The 18,399-nt window shown below is 55.5% G+C and carries 16 protein-coding genes; 13 read left to right on the forward strand and 3 right to left on the reverse strand.

Annotated features, from left to right (window positions below):
* Positions 1 to 9 precede the first annotated feature (9 nt).
* From BN3795_RS13240 to BN3795_RS13250, 3 genes are all read left to right on the forward strand, one after another.
* Positions 10 to 1,464 (forward strand): PTS transporter subunit EIIC, encoded by a 1,455-nt coding sequence (locus BN3795_RS13240; protein ID WP_068785108.1) that lies wholly within the window; start codon positions 10 to 12, stop codon positions 1,462 to 1,464.
* A 102-nt stretch (positions 1,465 to 1,566) separates the two neighbouring features.
* Positions 1,567 to 2,421, forward strand: coding sequence for a MurR/RpiR family transcriptional regulator (locus BN3795_RS13245; protein ID WP_068785109.1), 855 nt, complete (start codon positions 1,567 to 1,569; stop codon positions 2,419 to 2,421).
* Positions 2,422 to 2,525: 104 nt separating this feature from the next.
* Entirely contained in the window at positions 2,526 to 2,816 is a 291-nt protein-coding gene (locus BN3795_RS13250) for a stage VI sporulation protein F (RefSeq protein WP_110945155.1), read from the forward strand.
* Between the two features lie 159 nt (positions 2,817 to 2,975).
* On the opposite strand, the gene BN3795_RS13255 is transcribed toward BN3795_RS13250, so the two are convergent.
* Entirely contained in the window at positions 2,976 to 4,961 is a 1,986-nt protein-coding gene (locus tag BN3795_RS13255; protein ID WP_068785110.1) for a M56 family metallopeptidase, read from the reverse strand.
* Between the two features lie 10 nt (positions 4,962 to 4,971).
* A complete protein-coding gene (locus BN3795_RS13260) occupies positions 4,972 to 5,331 on the reverse strand; it encodes a BlaI/MecI/CopY family transcriptional regulator (RefSeq protein ID WP_068785111.1) in 360 nt (119 codons plus the stop codon).
* 190 nt (positions 5,332 to 5,521) lie between these two features.
* Here BN3795_RS13260 and BN3795_RS13265 point away from each other — a divergent pair, with 190 nt between their 5' ends.
* The 10 genes from BN3795_RS13265 to BN3795_RS13310 all read left to right on the forward strand — a co-directional run bounded on the left by BN3795_RS13265 (position 5,522) and on the right by BN3795_RS13310 (position 16,690).
* Positions 5,522 to 6,181: a TetR/AcrR family transcriptional regulator gene (locus BN3795_RS13265; RefSeq protein WP_068785112.1), complete on the forward strand. Its 660-nt coding sequence runs from the start codon at positions 5,522 to 5,524 to the stop codon at positions 6,179 to 6,181.
* 7 nt (positions 6,182 to 6,188) lie between these two features.
* On the forward strand, positions 6,189 to 6,935 hold the full coding sequence (gene map / locus BN3795_RS13270; RefSeq protein ID WP_068785113.1) for a type I methionyl aminopeptidase: 747 nt from the start codon (positions 6,189 to 6,191) through the stop codon (positions 6,933 to 6,935).
* Between the two features lie 241 nt (positions 6,936 to 7,176).
* Positions 7,177 to 7,524 (forward strand): hypothetical protein, encoded by a 348-nt coding sequence (locus tag BN3795_RS13275; protein ID WP_232729923.1) that lies wholly within the window; start codon positions 7,177 to 7,179, stop codon positions 7,522 to 7,524.
* Between the two features lie 792 nt (positions 7,525 to 8,316).
* On the forward strand, positions 8,317 to 10,563 hold the full coding sequence (locus BN3795_RS13280; RefSeq protein WP_068785115.1) for a hypothetical protein: 2,247 nt from the start codon (positions 8,317 to 8,319) through the stop codon (positions 10,561 to 10,563).
* Between the two features lie 26 nt (positions 10,564 to 10,589).
* A complete protein-coding gene (locus BN3795_RS13285; protein WP_068785116.1) occupies positions 10,590 to 11,345 on the forward strand; it encodes a hypothetical protein in 756 nt (251 codons plus the stop codon).
* A 43-nt stretch (positions 11,346 to 11,388) separates the two neighbouring features.
* Positions 11,389 to 12,786 (forward strand): glycosyltransferase family 2 protein, encoded by a 1,398-nt coding sequence (locus BN3795_RS13290; protein WP_068785394.1) that lies wholly within the window; start codon positions 11,389 to 11,391, stop codon positions 12,784 to 12,786.
* 133 nt (positions 12,787 to 12,919) lie between these two features.
* The gene (locus tag BN3795_RS13295; RefSeq protein ID WP_110945156.1) at positions 12,920 to 13,732 is read left to right on the forward strand and encodes a response regulator transcription factor; all 813 of its coding nucleotides are present in this window, start codon (positions 12,920 to 12,922) and stop codon (positions 13,730 to 13,732) included.
* A gap of 66 nt (positions 13,733 to 13,798) precedes the next feature.
* Positions 13,799 to 15,139 carry a nucleotide sugar dehydrogenase gene (locus BN3795_RS13300; RefSeq protein ID WP_068785395.1) on the forward strand — a complete coding sequence of 447 codons (1,341 nt, stop codon included), beginning with the start codon at positions 13,799 to 13,801 and terminating at the stop codon, positions 15,137 to 15,139.
* 15 nt (positions 15,140 to 15,154) lie between these two features.
* Positions 15,155 to 16,090 (forward strand): hypothetical protein, encoded by a 936-nt coding sequence (locus tag BN3795_RS13305; RefSeq protein WP_068785118.1) that lies wholly within the window; start codon positions 15,155 to 15,157, stop codon positions 16,088 to 16,090.
* An 87-nt stretch (positions 16,091 to 16,177) separates the two neighbouring features.
* Positions 16,178 to 16,690: a Crp/Fnr family transcriptional regulator gene (locus BN3795_RS13310; protein WP_068785119.1), complete on the forward strand. Its 513-nt coding sequence runs from the start codon at positions 16,178 to 16,180 to the stop codon at positions 16,688 to 16,690.
* 80 nt (positions 16,691 to 16,770) lie between these two features.
* Here BN3795_RS13310 and hmpA read toward each other — a convergent pair whose 3' ends face one another.
* Positions 16,771 to 17,985: an NO-inducible flavohemoprotein gene (gene hmpA, locus BN3795_RS13315; RefSeq protein WP_068785120.1), complete on the reverse strand. Its 1,215-nt coding sequence runs from the start codon at positions 17,983 to 17,985 to the stop codon at positions 16,771 to 16,773.
* Positions 17,986 to 18,399: the final 414 nt, after the last annotated feature.

Genomic DNA, 18,399 nt, shown 5'->3' on the forward strand with positions numbered 1-18,399 from the left:
GGCTGACCAATGAGTAAATTTGAGGTTATGGCGAAGCGGATTCTGGAATCGATCGGAGGTTCCGGGAATGTGGAACAATTTACGAACTGCATGACCCGGCTCCGCATTTCGACGCTGGATCGCAGCCGGATCAACGAAGCGGAATTGAAGCAAATCGAAGGGGTCCTCGGCGTGGTCGATGACGAGACCTACCAGATCATTCTCGGACCGGGTGTCGTTAATAAGGTAGCGGAGGAATTCGGCAAGTTGCTGCAGGCCGATGGACATGGCGGCGAAGGAGCTTCCTCCGGCAGCCCGGCGGCACCTCTGCGCGAAGGTTCGGACATCAAGGCTGAGCTCAAGCAGAAAAACAATACTCCCTTTAAAAATTTCCTGCGGAAAATCGGCAACATCTTTATTCCGCTGATTCCCGCTTTGGTGGGGGCCGGGATTATCAACGGCATCGCCGGCTTGATCAACAACTTGATCACCTCCGGCAACGGAGCGGATTGGCTTCTTACGCTCCAACCGATCATCAGCGTGATCGGCTCGGCGTTCTTCGGATATTTGACGATCTTCGCCGGGATCAACGCCGCCAAAGAGTTCGGCGGGACGCCAGCCCTCGGGGGCGCCGTAGCCGCGATCATCGTAGCTCCGGCGGTAGCGAACATCTCTTACGCCTATCCTCTCTTTGGCGAAATTAAGCTTAACGCAGGGCAAGGCGGGATTATCGGGGCTATTTTAGCGGCAGGGCTCATTTCTATGATGGAGAAATGGATCCGCAAACGGATGCCAGCCGCCATTGATATTATTGTAACGCCTACTCTTTCGCTGCTCGTCGTAGGTCTCATTACCGTGTTCTTCCTGATGCCGGTCAGCGGCATTATCTCCCAGGGAATCGGACAAATTACCACCTGGTTGCTGGCCCATGGCGGACCGTTGTCGGGGTTTGTTCTAGCTTCGCTGTTCCTGCCGCTGGTGATGTTCGGTTTGCACCAGGCGTTGATTCCGATCCATGCCGAATTGATTTCTCAGGTCGGCTACACGGCACTGCTGCCAATTCTGGCTATGGCGGGCGCGGGGCAGGTCGGCTCGGCCATCGCGATCTATATCAAGCTGAAACACAACGCGCGGTTGCGCAATATGATCAAGGGCGCATTGCCCGTCGGGTTCCTCGGGATCGGCGAGCCGCTCATTTACGGCGTAAGCCTGCCGCTGGGCCGGCCGTTTATAACGGCTTGTCTCGGCGGCGGCTTTGGCGGCGCCCTGCTCGGGTTGTTCGCGATGACGGGGAATTTCGTCGGTTCGGTGGCGATCGGTCCTTCCGGCCTGGTCCTCATTCCGCTGATCCAAGGCCCGATGGGGATCGGCATGACCATTCTGGGTTACTTGTCCGGACTGATTCTCTCTTATGTTGCGGGCTTCTTGCTCACTTACTTCTTTGGTTTTACAAAACAGATGCTCATAGAGCATAATAGATCATAACAGCTGGCGGAGGAACGTTTGGCGGCCTGTTACCGGGCCGCCGCGTTTCTTTTGCGTTTGCGGAGATGAAGGCAAACGTAGGAGAATACGGAGGGGATACGCGTGACGACTGGAAGCATACTTACGCAAATGGAGGCGATGCTGGGGCAACTGCCCGAATCGGAGAGAAAGGCGGCTCAATATATTTTGGCTGCCTCGACGGAGGTCTCCGGTCTAAGCATCCATGCGGTGGCCGAGAAAGCCGGAACCAGTGCGGCGGCGATTACCCGGTTATGCCGTTCGCTTGGCTTGGGCGGCTTTCCCGATTTGAAGATGCGCTTGTCCGTCGACAATGCCAAACCGCAAAGGCCGGGGTATTACGATATTGAGCGGGGCGAGACGGTTCAAACCGTGATTCAAAAGACGATTTCCAACAGTGTCCAAGCCATTCAAGATACGATGCTCCACCTGCAGCCGGAGTTGATCGAGCAGGTGGTCGACAGCTTCCGAAAGGCTCCCGTCATTCATATGTACGGTGTCGGAGCTTCGGCCATCGTAGCGGCGGATGCCGCTCAAAAGTGGCTGCGGCTCGGCAAGCAGGCGTTTGCGCTTCAGGATGAGCATCTGATTGCCGCCGCGCTGGCCAGCGCTCCGCCCGGCGCCTTGTTTATGGGCATTTCATACAGCGGGAATACCAAGGAAGTTCTGCAATTGTTCCGGGTTGCTCAAAAGTACGGAGTACGCACCATCGGTTTGTCCCGTTTTGGCAATCATAAAGTTTCCGAACTGGCCGATTTGATGCTGTACACGCCGCAGGCGCCGGAAGCGACGCTGCGCAGCGGGGCGTCCGGCTCCCGATTGGCTCAACTGGTCATGATCGATATTTTGTTTTTTGCATACGCCTCGACCCAATATGAGGAAACGATCGTCCGGTTGGGACAAACCCACGAAGCGACGGCGTTCCTTAAACAAAGCTAACCGCTTCGTTAGAGGCCTGATTTTTTTCGTGCACTATGTACAGCCTTACCGTCATATATTAGGGTTGAAGTCCGGAATTGACGGGACAGGAGGTGCTAGTCACGGTGCCGAGTTATCATCAATATGGAATCAGTCCGCAACTGGTCGAACGGGTTAAACTCAAAATGAAAAATCCGGCGATCAAAGAGCGGATCAAACAGGTCGTCGATGGCCTCACCCGCGCGGATCTGCAGGATCGCGTCAAGGTGCGCAGGCTCGTCAGAACGGCCGCTTCCGTGCTTGGCGAACGGCTGAGCGGCGCTCAGGAAGAGCAGATCGTCCAATTCGTCATCGATCAGCGAATCGACCCGCGCAATACGCTCCACTTGCTGCGGTTATGGGGAATGTTCCGGTAGACACGAGAAAGGCCGTCCCTTTTGAGAAATGGGCAGAAGGGATCATTTTGATGTGCAGGACCCTGGGAATGAATGGATTCCGGCGGTCCTTCTTTTTTTCTGCCGCAAAAAAAAGAGACCTGCCGATATTATCGACAAGTCTGTGGGAGGGGCAATGATTTACTGAGCACTTGCTTTACGCAAAATTTCATCCGCCTCAGCCTGCGTCATCTTGCCGTCCTTCACCTGCTGATCGCAGTATGGCTTCAATTCCGCAAGCAGTTGTTCTTCGGTATCAAAGGGTCCGAAATTGACGGTGTTGCCCTTGCCGTCTTCAATGGCCATGCTATAGCTGGTCGTCGGCTTGAGCTCGCTCAAGCCGGAAGAGATCACCACGTCATTTTTCCCGTCGACGGTTTTGGATACCTTTACGCCATTTTTAATCTCCTCAAGGGTCCGTTCATACATGGCGATGGTTTCATCGACCTTCTCCTGCGTCCAGACATACCAGCCGTCGCTCGGGTTCCAGCCCTTTGAGCCGATCATCGATGACAGCGACTTTTTCTCTTCCTTCAGCCAGGCTTTGTATTCATCATAGGTCCACCAAACCAACTCAGGGATTGGGTAAGCTTTGGCGTATTCTTGCTCGCTCATCCAAGTTTTGCCATGATCGGTGCTGAACTTGGTTTCCCCCGTTTCATCCGTATAAGCGTAAACGACGCCGGATCCAGTTTCGATCGTGCTTTGCCCATCGTCATTCGACTCATCCGCGTTGGAGAACTCGCTTCCTTCCGGAACGCCCAGCTCCTGCTTCTTCGCGGCGAATTCTTGCTGGAGTTGTTCTTTTTCCGCCGTGTTCCGAGCGAATTCCGCTGAGCTTCTTTTTTGCACACCGCTCAGCTTTCCGTGCTCATAGACCGCGCACAGGTCAACGGTCCCCTCCATCATCGATTGCCCGACTCCGGCTTGTTCATCGTAGAAGTCGCGCACCTTCTCCCCCTGATAAGACAGCACGCCGGTTTTTTCGTCATAAATCAGCCCGAAGGGTTCATAGGCCTTCATTGCGGCGGCCATCGTCTTCCGATCCAGAGCTTCTTGTTCCTGATCCGTCAGACTCCCGGACAAGTTGCCGTTTTCCGTGGCCATTGCCGGAGCCGTGTCGGTATCCGCCTTGACGGCACTGGTGGTGGCGAAAGCGGTCAACGTGCCTCCAACCAGAAGCAGCGCTGCGGCTGTTCCCGCTACGGTCCATTTTTTAATTTTCATAATCGCCATAATCCTTTCTTCAATCGCATATTTGCTAAAATTGTTGAACAAAGGGGTGATCTTGCTCTTCTTCTCCTCCATCTCGATTAACGTCAACGCGTAGGCGGATTTCGACGTTTCGCCGCAGATCCGCACCACCGTTTCATCACAAGCCAGTTCCATATCGCGGTTGGTGAGCACATACATCACCCAGACCAAAGGATTAAACCAGTGTACGCACAAAGCGGCGGCCAGCACCCATTTCGTCAGGGCGTCGAACCTTCGGATATGCACCATTTCATGGGTAAGGATATACCGCAAGCGGGTCTCGTTCGTCCAATCGGTGGCTTTAGGGAGGAGGATTACGGGCCGGAACAAGCCGTAGGTCAGCGGCGCTTTGATCTGATCGGATTGTCTAACTTGCACCTGCCGCCGCATCGGATGCTCCCGCAGCCAATGATCGACGAAATCGTTCTCTACAGGCAGGGAAGCTTGAAATTCCCTAAGGCACTTCACATAAGCTGCGATAAAAAACAAGGCAAACGTCCCCATGCCTGCTGCCCAAATGATCCATACGACCGATACCGTCTCCGTCGGCACCATCTGGACACCGGAGCCGGTTCCGATCGATGCACCGATCGGATAGGGGGCGATGGCGATTCCGCTCACCTCGTAGCTTCCTTGTATTCCCGCCGTCGCAGGAGGAGCCTCCGGTTCTATAAACATCTGTTTTAGGGCGTCCACGCCAGAAAAAAAGCTGAAGCGCGATGGAACGGAAAAAGGGAAGAGCAGACGGCAAACGACCGCGCCCCAAAGGAGGAGAAACGTTTTTTTGGGCAGCTTGTGCAGCGCCAGCCCGCGGATGATCACGATGGCGATCACCAGAACCGCTGCCGACAGGCTCATTTGAAAAATATTCATACGGGCCACCTCATTGCAACTTATCGACAAGCCGCTTCAAGTTTTCAATTTCGGCTTTGGACAGCTTTTGGCTGTTGATAAGGGAGGCGAACAGCAAATGGGCCGAGCCGTCAAACACTTTGTTAATCAGCTCCGACGTTTCCTGTTCCTGGACCTGTTCTTTGGTAATGGCGGCACGGCATAAGAAGTTGGGTTCGAGCCGCTCAATCGCCCCTTTGGCCATGCATTTCTTGATGACGGTATAGGTGGTGTTCTTATTCCAGCCGACCTGCTCAGCCAGAATTTCGCTGAGCCGCTTGGCCGTCAGCTCCCCCTCCTTCCACAAAATATCCATCACTTTCAATTCGGAATCAAACAGTTTGATTTCCATATGCAGTTCTTCCTTTCAGACTATTGCAATAGTTTATAATCATACTACTCCGATAGTCTGTCCGTGTCAAGACTATTGGAGTAGTATGAGTGGAAATGGTAGGAGGGGAGTGTAATCCCTTGCTATTTGCCTGCTGTTGTTTTATATTGACATAATAGTAGGTCAAAAATAAAAGGAGGCCGAATCTGAAATGACTCCGCGCACGAAGGAGCAAAATGAAGAGATCCGCCTGCGGCGTCTTGCTCAAATCCGCAGAGCGGCGGCGGACGTGTTTCTCGATAAGGGCATGACGCTGGATATTCGGGATGTCGCGGCGGCGGCCGGGCTTGGCTACGGGACAGTGTATCATTACTACAGCAACAAAGGGGATTTGCTGTACGACGTGCTTTGGACGGCGATGGACCGGGCCGGGGAATGGCTCGTCGCGGGGAATAAAGGCGATCCTCTCGTCGCAGCAGGCGTCCGGCTGTTGGAGATGTGGGCCGAGGACCACGGCGTCTACCTGTTGTATAAATTGGCCGCAGAGGAGTTCCGCCTGCTGCCCGAGGCGCGGGCGGCGCCGCTGGCCGAAGCTTTTCGCCGCGAAGTGCTGCTGCCGTTTGCGGCCGGGCTGAGCAGCAGCCCGCCGCTTTCGGGCGATCCTCCGGCTTCCGCCGAGCACTCCGGCCAATCCAGCGGTGATCTGGCCTCGTACGTCCGGCAGGCGGAATGGCTGCTCGCCGCCTTGGCTGGCTGCGCTGGCTTCCCGCTCCGCCGCGGGACATTGGATCGCGAGGCAGCGGGCATCGCGCGCTTGTTATTGCATCAGCTATCGGAGCGTACCGCTTCCGATGAATTATTGAAGGGGTGAAAGTCTAATGATTATCTTAAAATCGCCGCGGGAGATCGAAGAGATGAAGCGGGCGAACCAGATCGTTGCGGATTGTCACCGGGAGGTGGCCAAAATGATTGAACCCGGGATCACGACGCAGGAAATCAATGATTTCGTAGCCCGGCATATTACGAAGCTGGGCGGGAAGCAGTTTACCAAGGGATATAACGGATTCCCTGCCGAAACCTGCGCTTCGGTTAACGATGTTGTGGCTCACGGGTTTCCGTCGAACCGGCCGTTGAAGGAAGGCGACCTGCTCAAGCTGGATATTGTTGCGGAAGCGGACGGCTGGTTTGGCGATTCGTGCTGGTGTTACGCGGTGGGCCAGGTGAGTCCCGAGGCGGAGAAGCTGATGCGGGTAACGGAGGAATGCCTGGAGCTGGGAATTGCCCAAGCGCTTCCGGGCAACCGACTGGGCGATGTGGCTTCGGCGATCCAGAAGCATGCAGAGGCGAACGGTTATTCCGTCGTGCGGGATCTGCTGGGTCACGGGGTGGGTCGCCGCCTGCACGAGGAGCCCAACTACGAGCATGTCGGCGCGGCGGGCAAAGGCATTCGCCTCAAGGAAGGCATGGTGTTTACGATCGAGCCGATGATCAATGAAGGGACGTTCCGTATTGCGATTGACGACGATGGCTGGACGGCGCGGACCGCGGACGGCAAATGGTCGGCCCAGTATGAGCATACGATCGCGCTAACGGCGGACGGACCGCTGATTTTAACGGCCCAATAAGCGGTCAACAGGAAATTAAGGCGGATCCCCCAAGTCCGATGGGACGGGGATCCGCCTTTTTTTAATGCGCTTTCACCCTGCCAAATTATCCAACATAAACCTGTTGCTGCGGGGAATGTTTGTTCGTATGATGAATATAATAGGAACAAACGTTCTGACTGAAGGGGGAGCTTATGACAGACAGCATGAAGAAGGAAGCAGCATGAACCCCGTTCCTTGGCAAACGCAGGAAGAAGCAGAGATGATTAAACAGTATGTGCTGCTTCCCTTGCTGATCGACGCGCTGGAACGGGACCGGCGCGTTTTGGCGTCGGCTTCGTTGAAGCTACCGCAGGTATACAAGGGGATGATCGACTTGCTGCAGAACGCCGCAACGGCTGATCTGACCCGGGTGCGCCAAAGTATGCGCGAGCATGGATTGAGAGTGTTTGAAGAGCGGCGGACGAATCTGGGGATTGAAGCCCGCTATTTATGCCGGGGCTATACGTATGAGTTCTCCATGCTGTGGGGACTGGTCAAGGCGGAGCTGATCAGCCGGCTCTGCGCCTACCTTGGGGTGGATGTAACGACGGAAGGGATGTTCGGATGAACTCGAAATCGGAAGGCCGGTGCGCCTTGAGACCGAGAACGGTTCGGAATGGATCGCATTCACGGATATTGTCGGAGCCGAGGCGGATTAGCCGGGTCAACGACAGGTAAAATGGCGTAAACCAGAGGTAAACGAAAGAAGCTGCTGATCTGCCGCGGGGGGATCGGGAGCTTTTTTTTGTAAACGCCCAGTGAAATCTATCCTTCGCGTCCCGAAATCGAAAAGTGCGGGAAGACGTCATTTTTTAGGAAGGAAGTCGCCAACCAAGGCAGGATGGCCCGACGAAAAAACGTCATCCGAAACGACGAAAAAACGCCAGTCCCAGGCTGGGACCAGGGAAGCGATTTTTGACAAGGGCTGTAACCTTAGCAAGTCGCGAAAAACCGCAGAATGACGCGATTTTCAGACAAGACTTTGGTATCAATTTTGTAACCATTATGGAAAAGGGTGTAAAAATTGAGCGAAACCTAGTTGAATTTCAAGCGTCTATTATCACGAAATGGCCAAGCCGGACAAGAATGCCGAAAATCCGTCTCCCCCGGAAAACGGCCCCAGCTGTAAAACACTCCCATTAGCCTAGTTACACGATAGGGGCGCTTGGTTCATGATAAATAGTGATTTCGAGAAGCGGAGGTGCGAATCGGCCATACTGAAACATCACCTGCACAGCTGCATAGAAAGCGGACGTTTGAAAGAACGGTCTCCGGGAAATGCCGCGCACGGCTGGGGGATTCGATATTTTCGAAACGTGCATGAAAAGAAGAACAGCGAGGTGAACCAAGAGTAAATCCGATGACGACATTAGCGAAAAAAAGATTGGCGATCGGACTCGTTCTGGCGGGCGTCTTGATTGCAGGTTGCGTGGTCCTGGCCGTCTTAAATTGGCCGCCGCCTCATTACAGCTATGCGGCAGAGGACGGGACCGAGCTGAAATTCCGCACCGAAGGCGACAAATTTCTCGCCTATGACGGGGAGAGCAACTGGGAGGAGTTGTTCGTCAAGGGCGTCAACCTGGGGGCGACGGTACCGGGACATTTTCCCGGAGAATTTCCGATTACGGAAGAGGATTACTTGCGCTGGTTCCAGCAGATTGACGACATGGGCGCAAACGTCATTCGAATCTATACGGTGCATAATCCGGTGTTCTACAAGTCTCTGGTCAAATACAACCGGGACAAAGGGAAGGATCCCCTCTATTTCATCCAGGGCATCTGGTCGCCGGAGGAGCAACTGATCGAGCAGCAGGACGCTTACCTTCCGGGGATTAAAGAGGCGTTTCACCGAGAGATCGAGAAAGCAGTCAAAGCCGTTTACGGCGATTTGAAGGCGCCGAAGCAGCCGGGAACGTCAGGCGGCAAGTATACCGCCAATGCGGGTCCCTACCTGATGGCCTGGCATATCGGCACCGAATGGGATCCGGAAATGGTGGACAATACCAACCGCAAGCACGCGGATATTCAGCCGTATCAAGGAGTGCATTTTGCGGCTACAGACGAGGCTAGTCCGTTCGAGAGCTGGCTGGCGGAGCTCGTGGACGATGCAGCCCGGCAGGAGCGAGCTTATGGATGGGAGCATCCGATCACGTTTACGAATTGGGTCACCACCGATGTGCTGGAGCATCCCGGCGAACCGCTGTTCGAGGAGGATCTCGTCAGTGTGGATGCGACCCATATCCAGCCGGTGAAGTGGGAAGCGGGTTATTTCGCCGCTTATCACGCGTATCCGTATTATCCGGACTTCTTCCATCTGGACAAGTCGCTGGAGACGATTCCGGACGGGAACGGGGACTTCAACACCTACAAGGCTTATTTGCAGGAACTGAAAGCTTACTATAAGGACATCCCGGTGATGATTACCGAATACGGCGTTCCGTCCTCTCTGGGCGTCTCCCACCTCGGCCGCGGAGGCCGGAACCAGGGGGGGCACAACGAGCAGGAGCAGGGGGAGATCAACGTCTCCCTTACGCAGGATATCTATGATACCGGATATGCTGGCGCCATCCTGTTCATGTGGCAGGACGAATGGTTTAAGAAGACGTGGAATACGATGCGTTTTGAGATTCCGGAGGACCGGCGCGCTTTTTGGCTTAACGTACTGACGAACGAGAAGCAGTTCGGGTTGTTGTCGATGGGCCCCGGGAAAGAAGACGACCTCACGATCGACGGGAAATTAAGCGATTGGGAGGCGCTGCCGGAGGGAGAAGTCCAAACCTGGGATCGCCCGTCGGCTGGAATCGAGCGGCTGCAGGTGACGCACGACGAGGCCTACGTCTACGTTGGGCTTCAACTGACTGAGCCGTTCGATCCGGCCAAGCGGCTCATCCGACTTGGCGCGAATACGCAGCCCGGCGGGGACCAGCCGAAGGTGGAACTGCCCGGAATTCAGTTCAGCGACGGCTTGGAAGCGATCGTGGCCATCGGGAACGATGAGGAGACCGAAGTGCTGACGGCGCCAAGCTATGATTTCCATCGCCGCCTGTATGGTCGGTACGGATATTGGATGCTTGACGATCCCACAGAGGAGCAAACGGTGCAGTTTCAACCGTGGAAGCTGGCGGTCAGCTTAACGATGACGCCGCCGGACACCCGGTCGGCTCATCCGTTTCAGGACATGACCGTTGGCAAGCTGATCCGCGGCACGACCGATCCGGAGAGCGCTGATTTCAATTCGCTTGCTTCTTGGCAGTACAGCGGCAACGAGGTAGAACTGCGCATCCCCTGGATGCTGCTGGGTTTTGCGGACCCCAGCTCGCGCCAGGTTATCGACTATCGGGCTTTGAAGGAGGACCGTGCCTTCTCAACGGCCGAAGCGGACGGCCTGACTCTCGTGCCTTGGGTCGAGGACCGGGGCAAAGGGGAAGCCCTGGGCCTGGGAACGAAAACCGGGGAATCCGGGGGAGCTCTTTCGATGGACACGTTCCCGAAATACGTATGGCAGCCATGGGAGACGGTGCAATATACCGAGCGGCTCAAGTCCGGCTATTACGCTTTACAGGCATTCTACCAGAGCTTGCCGGATCGCCGGAGCACGGGGGAATGACCTGGAATTGAAGGGAGGAACTCATGATGGCGGGTCAGCATCTTGGCCTGGCAATTGCTTTCATTTATGTATGCCTGGGGCTGATCGGCATAGGCATCCTGCTCTTGTTCACCATGAAAATCCGTTATTTGCGCATTCAGCGCAAAACGAAGGAATATCTGCAGAAACATCAGGATTACTTCCTGTTCCTTCAGGCTCATCTGGGCGATGCCGAAGAGCTTCCGCTGCCGCCCGGCAAGCTTGGGAGCCTGGAGCGGCGGGTGATCCAGCAGCGGGTAACCGAGTGGATTGAACAATTTAAGGGCGATTTGCAGCAGAAGCTGATTGATTTATGTTATAACGCCGGTTTTGTCCGGGATGACCTGAAGCTGCTCGACAGCTTGCTTTACGGCCGGCGGATCGCCGCCGCCTACCGCCTTGGCGGGATGCGGGCGGCCGAAGCGGTGCCGAGGCTGCTGGACATGCTGAAGCATCAGAAGTACAGTCCGCTGAGCATCGTGATCGCCCGTTCGATTGCCAAGAGCGCGGAACATGAGCAGCAGCTCAGGGATATGCTGATCCATCTGCTGCGTCACGGCAAGCCGATTCACCATCTCGCCGCCGATATTCTGATGGAGACGCGGCTGGACGCCAGCCGGCTCCTGCTCCAATTGATGAGGGAGGACAACCCTGATCTGGTGAAGGTGGCGCTGGCGGCGATGCGAGGACAAGAGCTGCCGGAGGCGACTCCGGCACCGGGACGCTTGGCGATTGCGCTTGAGAGGAGGGAGACCACTGCTTAGAGATATTTTGCTGATCTACGGCCTGTTTGCAACTTATTACGTTATGACCGTCAACCTGGTGTATTTCTCGATCATGACGTTCTCATTCCGCCAGATTCTGACGATCTTCCGCCGGGCCGCCTACTCGAAATACAACACGTTGTCCGGATCCGAGCTGGTACCGCCGGTTTCGTTGCTGGTCCCCGCCTATAACGAGGAGATCACGGTGATTGAGAACGTGAAGTGCCTGATGACTTTGAATTATCCGACCTATGAGGTCATCGTCATTAACGACGGCTCCCAGGACAACACGCTGGGCGTCCTGCGGGATGAATTCGGGCTGATGCCGCTGCCGAACCCGGACATCCGTCATACGATCGACTGCCAACCGATTACGGCGGTGTACCATAACCCGAAATACCCGCAGCTGTACGTGATCGACAAGCCAAACGGCGGCAAGGCCGATTCGTTGAATGCCGGCATCAACCTGTCGCATTATCCGCTGATCTCTTCGATCGATGCCGATTCGCTGCTCGAGAAGGACGCTTTGATCCGGATGGCTCGCATGTATATGGAGAATCCGGAGGAGACGGTCGCCATCGGCGGCGACGTACGGATCGCCAACGGCTGCGTGATTGAGAACGGGGCGGTGAAGGAGGTTTCGCTGCCCCGCAAAATCTGGCCGATGTTCCAGGCTACGGAATACCTGAAGGCCTTCCTCGGCGGCCGGATCGGCTGGAGCTCGATCAATGGACTGATCATCGTGTCGGGCGCGTTTGGTTTGTTCCGCAAGGACTATGTCATCGCCGTCGGCGGCTATCGCGGCGGATACCCCGGCGAGGACATGAACATCATCATCAAGCTCCACCGCTATATGCTGGAGAACAAGCTGAAATACCGCATCGCGTTTTGCCCGGAGGCGGTGTGCTGGACGCAGGCGCCGGATACGTACCGGATTTTGTCCAACCAACGCAAGCGCTGGGGCCGCGGCAATCTCAAGAACATGATCGAGAACTACGATATGGCCTTTAATCCGAAGTACAAGGTGATGGGGCTCCTGACGATGCCGTACAACATCATTTTTGAAGCGCTGAATCCCTATTTCAAAATCACGGGGCTGCTCGCTCTGATCGGGTACACCTTGATGGACATGACACACTGGCGAATCCTGGCGATTTTCTGGCTGATCAATTTCCTCAGCGGCTACGTGCTCAGCATCGGAGCGCTGCTGCTGGAGGAGCTCGCATTCAAGCGTTTCAACAAACTGTCGGATTTGTGCAAGCTGTTGTTGTTTTCGGTATTCAAGTTTTTCGGTTACGCGCAGCTCGGGGGATTATGGCGCATTCAAGGGCATATCCAGTTTCTGCGCAATAACAACTCCTGGGGGACGATGACCCGCCAAAGCTGGCAGGACAAAGGGGAGACGGCAGCCAAAACGGCGAAACCGGCCAAATCCGCTTAAGAGTCAGCGCATTTCTCCTCCCCCGCTTTGCGGCCGGCGGCCGGAAAGGGGATGATCGGGCAAAGGAAAGGCTTGGATCCAAGAAATAACCAAACGGATGGATAAACTTACGGAAGAAGAAAGGCGGGAATGAATGATGTCAAACCTGACGGCACTGCATAACCAAACGGAACGATCCGGCTTATATGCCGGCATAGAGCAACGCGTGAGGGAAACGGCCCAAGAGGTGAACGGGGTGCTGTTCATTTATTCCACCGGCGGCCCCTCTTACGTGGCTTCCCAAGTGCGGGGAATTCTGGAATCTGAACCGGGTCTGGAGTGTGAAGTGTGGAGCGGAGACGAGCCGGGAAGCGTGGCGGTGCTGCTGCCGGGCCTGGCGCTGGATGCCGTCCACTATCAAGGCTTGCGGCTGAAGCAGCAGCTTCAGGAACGCATCGCCGACTATCGTCCGCGGATGGCGCTGGCCAGCTTCGCCGCACAGGCGGAGATTACACCGCAAGTGCTGAGTCAAATCGAGGAAAAAGCCAAGCAAAACTATTCCGATGATATTCATATTTTTACAAAAGCGGATCTGCTGCTCGTCAAAAGCCGCATCCTGATCGTGGAGGGCGATCCGGCGGTACGTGAGTTTCTGCAAATCCGGCTGAACATGCAAGGGTATGAGACGATGACGGCCGATAACGGCATCACCGCCCTGGATTTAATCGCCGATTGGAAGCCGGATCTGGTGCTGACGGAGCTGAACCTTTACGGTATCGATGGGCTGCCCTATATCCACCAAATCCAGCAGTCCGGCGGCGAGGAGGCGCCGAAAATCGTCGTCCTCACGGAGCAGCGGGTGGAGAAAACGATCAGTTTATGCTTCCAGAACGGAGTGGAGGACTACATCACCAAACCGTTCTCCCCGGTCGAGCTGGACGCCCGAATTCGCCGTGCGATTCAATAAATACGGGCTGGCAAAATAGACAAAAAACGGAGGTAGAAACCTGTGAATAAAGATTACCAGAAGCTGATGAATGCGATTGAGTCGAAAACCGCCGTGCTGGGCGTTGTAGGGCTGGGTTATGTAGGATTGCCGCTGGCGGTCGAAATGGTAAAGCAGGGTTTCCGGGTTGTTGGCATCGATCTCGACGCCGCGAAAATCGATAAAATCCAACGGGGGGATTCGTATATCCACGATATCTCTTCCGAGATGTTGGCGGGAGCGATGGCGACGGGCCGTTTCCTCCCGACCACGGATTATGCAAACTTGTCTGAAATTGACGCGGTCAGCATCTGCGTGCCCACACCGCTGAGCGAAAATCAGGACCCCGACACCTCCTATATCGTCACGGTCGTGGATCAGTTGAAACGGTATATGAAAAAGGGCATGCTGATTACGCTGGAAAGCACCACCTACCCCGGCACAACCGAAGAACTGATCCAGCGGGAGCTGGAACAGCTGGGATATACGGTCGGCGAAGACTTCTTCCTTTGCTTCTCGCCGGAGCGGGTGGATCCGTCCAATTCGAAATTCAATACCTTCAATACCCCGAAAGTCATTGGAGGAACAACGAAAGCCTGCCTGGACTTGGGCACGGCGCTGTATTCCCGGTATGTCCAAACGGTCGTACCGGTTTCTTCGCCCAAGGTGGCGGAGATGTCCAAGCTGCTGGAGAATACATTCCGCAGCGTCAACATCGCTTTTGTCAACGAAATGGCCATGATGTGCGATCGCATGGGCATTGATATCTGGGAAGTCATCGACGCAGCGAAGACCAAGCCGTTCGGGTTTATGCCGTTCTATCCGGGTCCCGGCATCGGAGGTCACTGCATTCCGCTGGACCCGATGTACCTGAGCTGGAAAGCGAAGGGATTCCGCTTCTACAGTCAGTTCATCGAGCTGGCGCAGTCGACCAACGACAACATGCCTTATTACGTTGTTAACAAGACGTCTAAAATCATGAACGAATACGCCAAATCGATCAAGAAGTCTCGTATTCTGATTCTCGGCATGGCTTACAAGCCCGATATCGCCGACCTGCGCGAATCGCCGGGGTTGTCCGTGTACGAGCTGTTTAAGGACAGCGGGGCGAAGGTGGACTATTATGATCCGTATGCCGCAAGCTTCCGTGAAAAATCCGGCGGCGTGGTACACAGCGTGGCTTACGACCTTGACAAATTCAAAGCCTACGATTGCATCGTTTTGGTCACCAATCACAGCAATTTCGACTACGAGGGCATCGCCCGTCTCGGCGTGCCGATCGTCGATACACGCAACGCATTCCGCGATTATCCGCTGCCGCATGTGTATAAGATCGGCCACTCCGTTGCACAGGTCAACGAAGAGTCTCCGGCGCTGATCGTCGGTTAAGCAGGGCAAAGGACTTTGAAATTCAGAAAGCCGATATTCGTTCGCCTGCGGGCGTTCTCGGGAAGCAAGCGTTCCGCACTGCTTGCGATCGGCGGGATGGTGATCCTGGTTTTGCTTGTATTATTGTTATTGGCCGTAATCCGGCCAACGGGTTCGCAAGCGAAAGCTACCTGGATCTGGGAGACGGCGGTCATCGAACGGCATCCGGCTGAACTCCTGAGCTTTGTCAGCAAGCAAGGCGTGGATACGATCTTCCTGCAAATCGGCGGCGAGGTGAAGCCGGAGAGCTATCGCAGCTTCATCCGGGCCGCTGCTCAAGAAGGCATCCGGGTACACGCCCTTAGCGGGCATCCGGATTGGGCGCTCCGGGAACACCGGAACGAGGCGGAGACGTTCCTGAAATGGGTGATCGACTTCAACCGGGAGGCGGACCCGAATGAACGGTTCGCTGGCGTGCAGCTGGACGTCGAGCCTTATTTGCTGGATCGCTGGCAGAAAGATCAAGCCGCGGTGGTGGAGCAGTGGATGGAGGGTGTCCGCACCTGGACGGAGGAAGCGAGATATAACGATCTCGCCATCGGTGCGGCCGTTCCGTTCTGGCTGGATCAGATCGACCATCCAAGCGGGACCGTGAAGCTGGCACTTGGCGATTGGATGGTGAATCAGTTCGATTATTTGGCGGTCATGGCATATCGCGATGCCGCGGGCCGTATCTATGAGATCTCGCAGCGTACGCTGCGAGAGGCGGATCGGCAGAACAAGCGGGTGTGGGTTGGCGTCGAGCTGGGGGAGAGCCGGGAAGGACCCGGCATTTCCTTCCACGAACAGCCGCTCGCCGCGCTGAATCGAGAGATGAAAAGGTTGGAGGAGCTGGGAAGGAAACACGGCTCGTTTGCCGGAATTGCCGTTCACAGCTATGAGGCTTGGCACAGGAAGCTGAACGGCCCGTAAAGCGAAGGCTGTCCCCGGGGTGGGACAGCCTTCTCCATTTTTGCTATAATATGAATAATTGCGTTTTGTGGAAATGGAGAGATTGGCATGATCTTACATAAAGGCGAAATCTTGTTCCGGCAAGGGGATGACGGTTCTTATCTGTACCATATCAAGAGCGGGCTGTTCAAAGTAACGCGTCTGCATGAGAACGGGAACATGGTGTTGTTCAATATCTTGTACCCGGGGGAGACCGTGCCGCATCACTCCCTGATTACCCCGAAGGAGGTGCACGGGACGGCGATCGCTCTGATGCGCAGTGAGGTTGAAGCGATTCCCGCGCAGGTCTGGTACCGCGAGCTTCAGGACGATCCGAAGAAGCCGCTGGAGGTCGCGCAGCTCCTGCAGGAGAAGGTGCGCTTCATGCAAGAGCGGCTTGACCATCTGACGGTCGGCACGCCGGCCGAACGCCTGGAGCTGCTGACCAAATGGCTGGGGCAGCACGCGCATGGCGTGCCGTTGACCGATTACTTGACCCAGGAAGAAATCGGGCAGTTGATCGGCGTGCGGCGGGAGACGGTCAACCGGCTGCTACGCGGTCATAGTCACGAACGGGCATAGGCCGGTAGTATGACAAAAGCGCGGACTACGGGAGGTTTCCCGAGTCCGCGCTTTTGTCTGTCTGCAGGGGATACACCTTATTAGCTGAGCGTATCTTCCAGGCTGTCCGCCGGGCCGAAGAATTCAAAGTGGATCCGTTCGTCCGGCACGCCCCAATCCTTCAAGGCGCGGCGAACGGTCTTCATAAACGGAACCGGCCCGCAGAAATAAAAATCACTGTCAGCCGCAGCGACCGTCTTCAGCCAAGGCAGGTCGATGTAGCCGGTTTTGTCGCTGCTGTCGCCGGCTTCCGGCGTTTCATAAACGGTGTAGGCGCGCAGATGATCATACGTCCGGGCAAGTTCGGCGATCTGGTCGTTCATGGCGTGGAGCCTCGCGCTGCGGGCTGCATGGATATAGACGATTTCCCGCTTCGTTCCGCTTTGCAGGGCGGTCTCCAGCATGCTGACCATCGGTGTAAGACCTACGCCGCCGCTGATCAGCACAAGCGGGAGATCCTTCGTTTGGTCCAGCGTGAAGTCGCCGGCCGGCGCGCTAAGCTCCAGCACATCGCCTTCTCCGATGCGAGAGTGCAAATAAGTCGAGACTATGCCGGCCGGGCGATCCCCAGCGGCATCCTCCCGCTTCACCGATATCCGGTAATACGGATGACCCGGTGCCGTAGATAGGCTGTAATGGCGCAGATGGGTAAATTCCTGGCCTTCGGGCTTCACGCAGACGGTAATATATTGCCCCGGCTCATAGGAGGCGATCGCTTGACCGTCCTCCGGCTTCAGATAAAACGAGGTGATCCCCTCGCTCTCCTTGACTTTACGGTCAACGATAAACCGGCGGAATCCGCGCCAACCGCCTTTTTTCTCCTCCGCCTCCCGATACATCTCCGCCTCCACGCTGATAAACACATCGGCGATCACGCCGTAGGCCTTGGCCCAGGCATCGAGAATTGCTTCAGTGGCGGCGTCGCCAAGCACCGTTTTGATGGCGGCGAGCAGGTTCTCGCCGACGATCGGGTAATGCTCCGGCCGGATTCCGAGCGCCCGGTGCTTCTGGGCAATCCCTCGAACGACCGGGAGAATCTCCTCCAGACGGTCGATATGCGCTGCGGCGGCATAGACCGCGTTGGCCAGCGCTGCAGGTTGTTTTCCTTGGCGCTGATTGGCATGGTTAAATACGTTCAGCAGCTCGGGATGATTTTTGAACATCGTTTGATAGAAGGTTTTCGTAATCGTTTGTCCATGGACTTCCAGCACCGGGACGGTCGATTTGATGATTTCAATGGTTTTAGCGTCTAGCATGGGTGGACCCTCTTTCCTGGAAATTTCGTTCCACCTCAGTATAGGGAGCGGGGGGAGTCAAAAAGGTGACTTCTGTCACAACGAAAGTTGCCAAAGTGTGAACTGTTCCTAAAATGCAATGATAAGTATCACATTATTCGCTAAAAATAAAAAGGCTTATCGGCATGAACGTGGAGTCATGATTTGAATTGTGGTATAATATGAATAGAAGAAATTCTAACAGAAAGGATCAGGATACCATGTGTCCCCGAAGGACGAAATCCCAAAGGACGATTTGGAAACGTTGTGATCTCTCTTATACTTAGCTCCCTTCGTAGCTAGTCGGTATCTCGGCGACAAACCTACGAAGGAAGCGTGAAATCATGCGAAGGATCTACTCCTCATGGACTCACTCCGTAGGGCGTTGCCGGATGG

This window comes from Paenibacillus phocaeensis, assembly GCF_900021165.1.
GTDB lineage: Bacteria > Bacillota > Bacilli > Paenibacillales > Paenibacillaceae > Fontibacillus > Fontibacillus phocaensis.

Excerpts from the sequence above, each read along its gene's own strand:
- BN3795_RS13240 (WP_068785108.1), top strand. The coding sequence starts at position 10 with ATGAGTAAATTTGAGGTTATGGCGAAGCGGATTCTGGAATCGATCGGA.
- BN3795_RS13255 (WP_068785110.1), bottom strand. The coding sequence starts at position 4,961 with ATGAATATTTTTCAAATGAGCCTGTCGGCAGCGGTTCTGGTGATCGCC.
- BN3795_RS13260 (WP_068785111.1), bottom strand. The coding sequence starts at position 5,331 with ATGGAAATCAAACTGTTTGATTCCGAATTGAAAGTGATGGATATTTTG.
- BN3795_RS13265 (WP_068785112.1), top strand. The coding sequence starts at position 5,522 with ATGACTCCGCGCACGAAGGAGCAAAATGAAGAGATCCGCCTGCGGCGT.
- map (WP_068785113.1), top strand. The coding sequence starts at position 6,189 with ATGATTATCTTAAAATCGCCGCGGGAGATCGAAGAGATGAAGCGGGCG.
- BN3795_RS13275 (WP_232729923.1), top strand. The coding sequence starts at position 7,177 with ATGATTAAACAGTATGTGCTGCTTCCCTTGCTGATCGACGCGCTGGAA.
- BN3795_RS13280 (WP_068785115.1), top strand. The coding sequence starts at position 8,317 with ATGACGACATTAGCGAAAAAAAGATTGGCGATCGGACTCGTTCTGGCG.
- BN3795_RS13285 (WP_068785116.1), top strand. The coding sequence starts at position 10,590 with ATGGCGGGTCAGCATCTTGGCCTGGCAATTGCTTTCATTTATGTATGC.
- BN3795_RS13290 (WP_068785394.1), top strand. The coding sequence starts at position 11,389 with ATGACCGTCAACCTGGTGTATTTCTCGATCATGACGTTCTCATTCCGC.
- BN3795_RS13295 (WP_110945156.1), top strand. The coding sequence starts at position 12,920 with ATGATGTCAAACCTGACGGCACTGCATAACCAAACGGAACGATCCGGC.
- BN3795_RS13300 (WP_068785395.1), top strand. The coding sequence starts at position 13,799 with ATGAATGCGATTGAGTCGAAAACCGCCGTGCTGGGCGTTGTAGGGCTG.
- BN3795_RS13310 (WP_068785119.1), top strand. The coding sequence starts at position 16,178 with ATGATCTTACATAAAGGCGAAATCTTGTTCCGGCAAGGGGATGACGGT.
- hmpA (WP_068785120.1), bottom strand. The coding sequence starts at position 17,985 with ATGCTAGACGCTAAAACCATTGAAATCATCAAATCGACCGTCCCGGTG.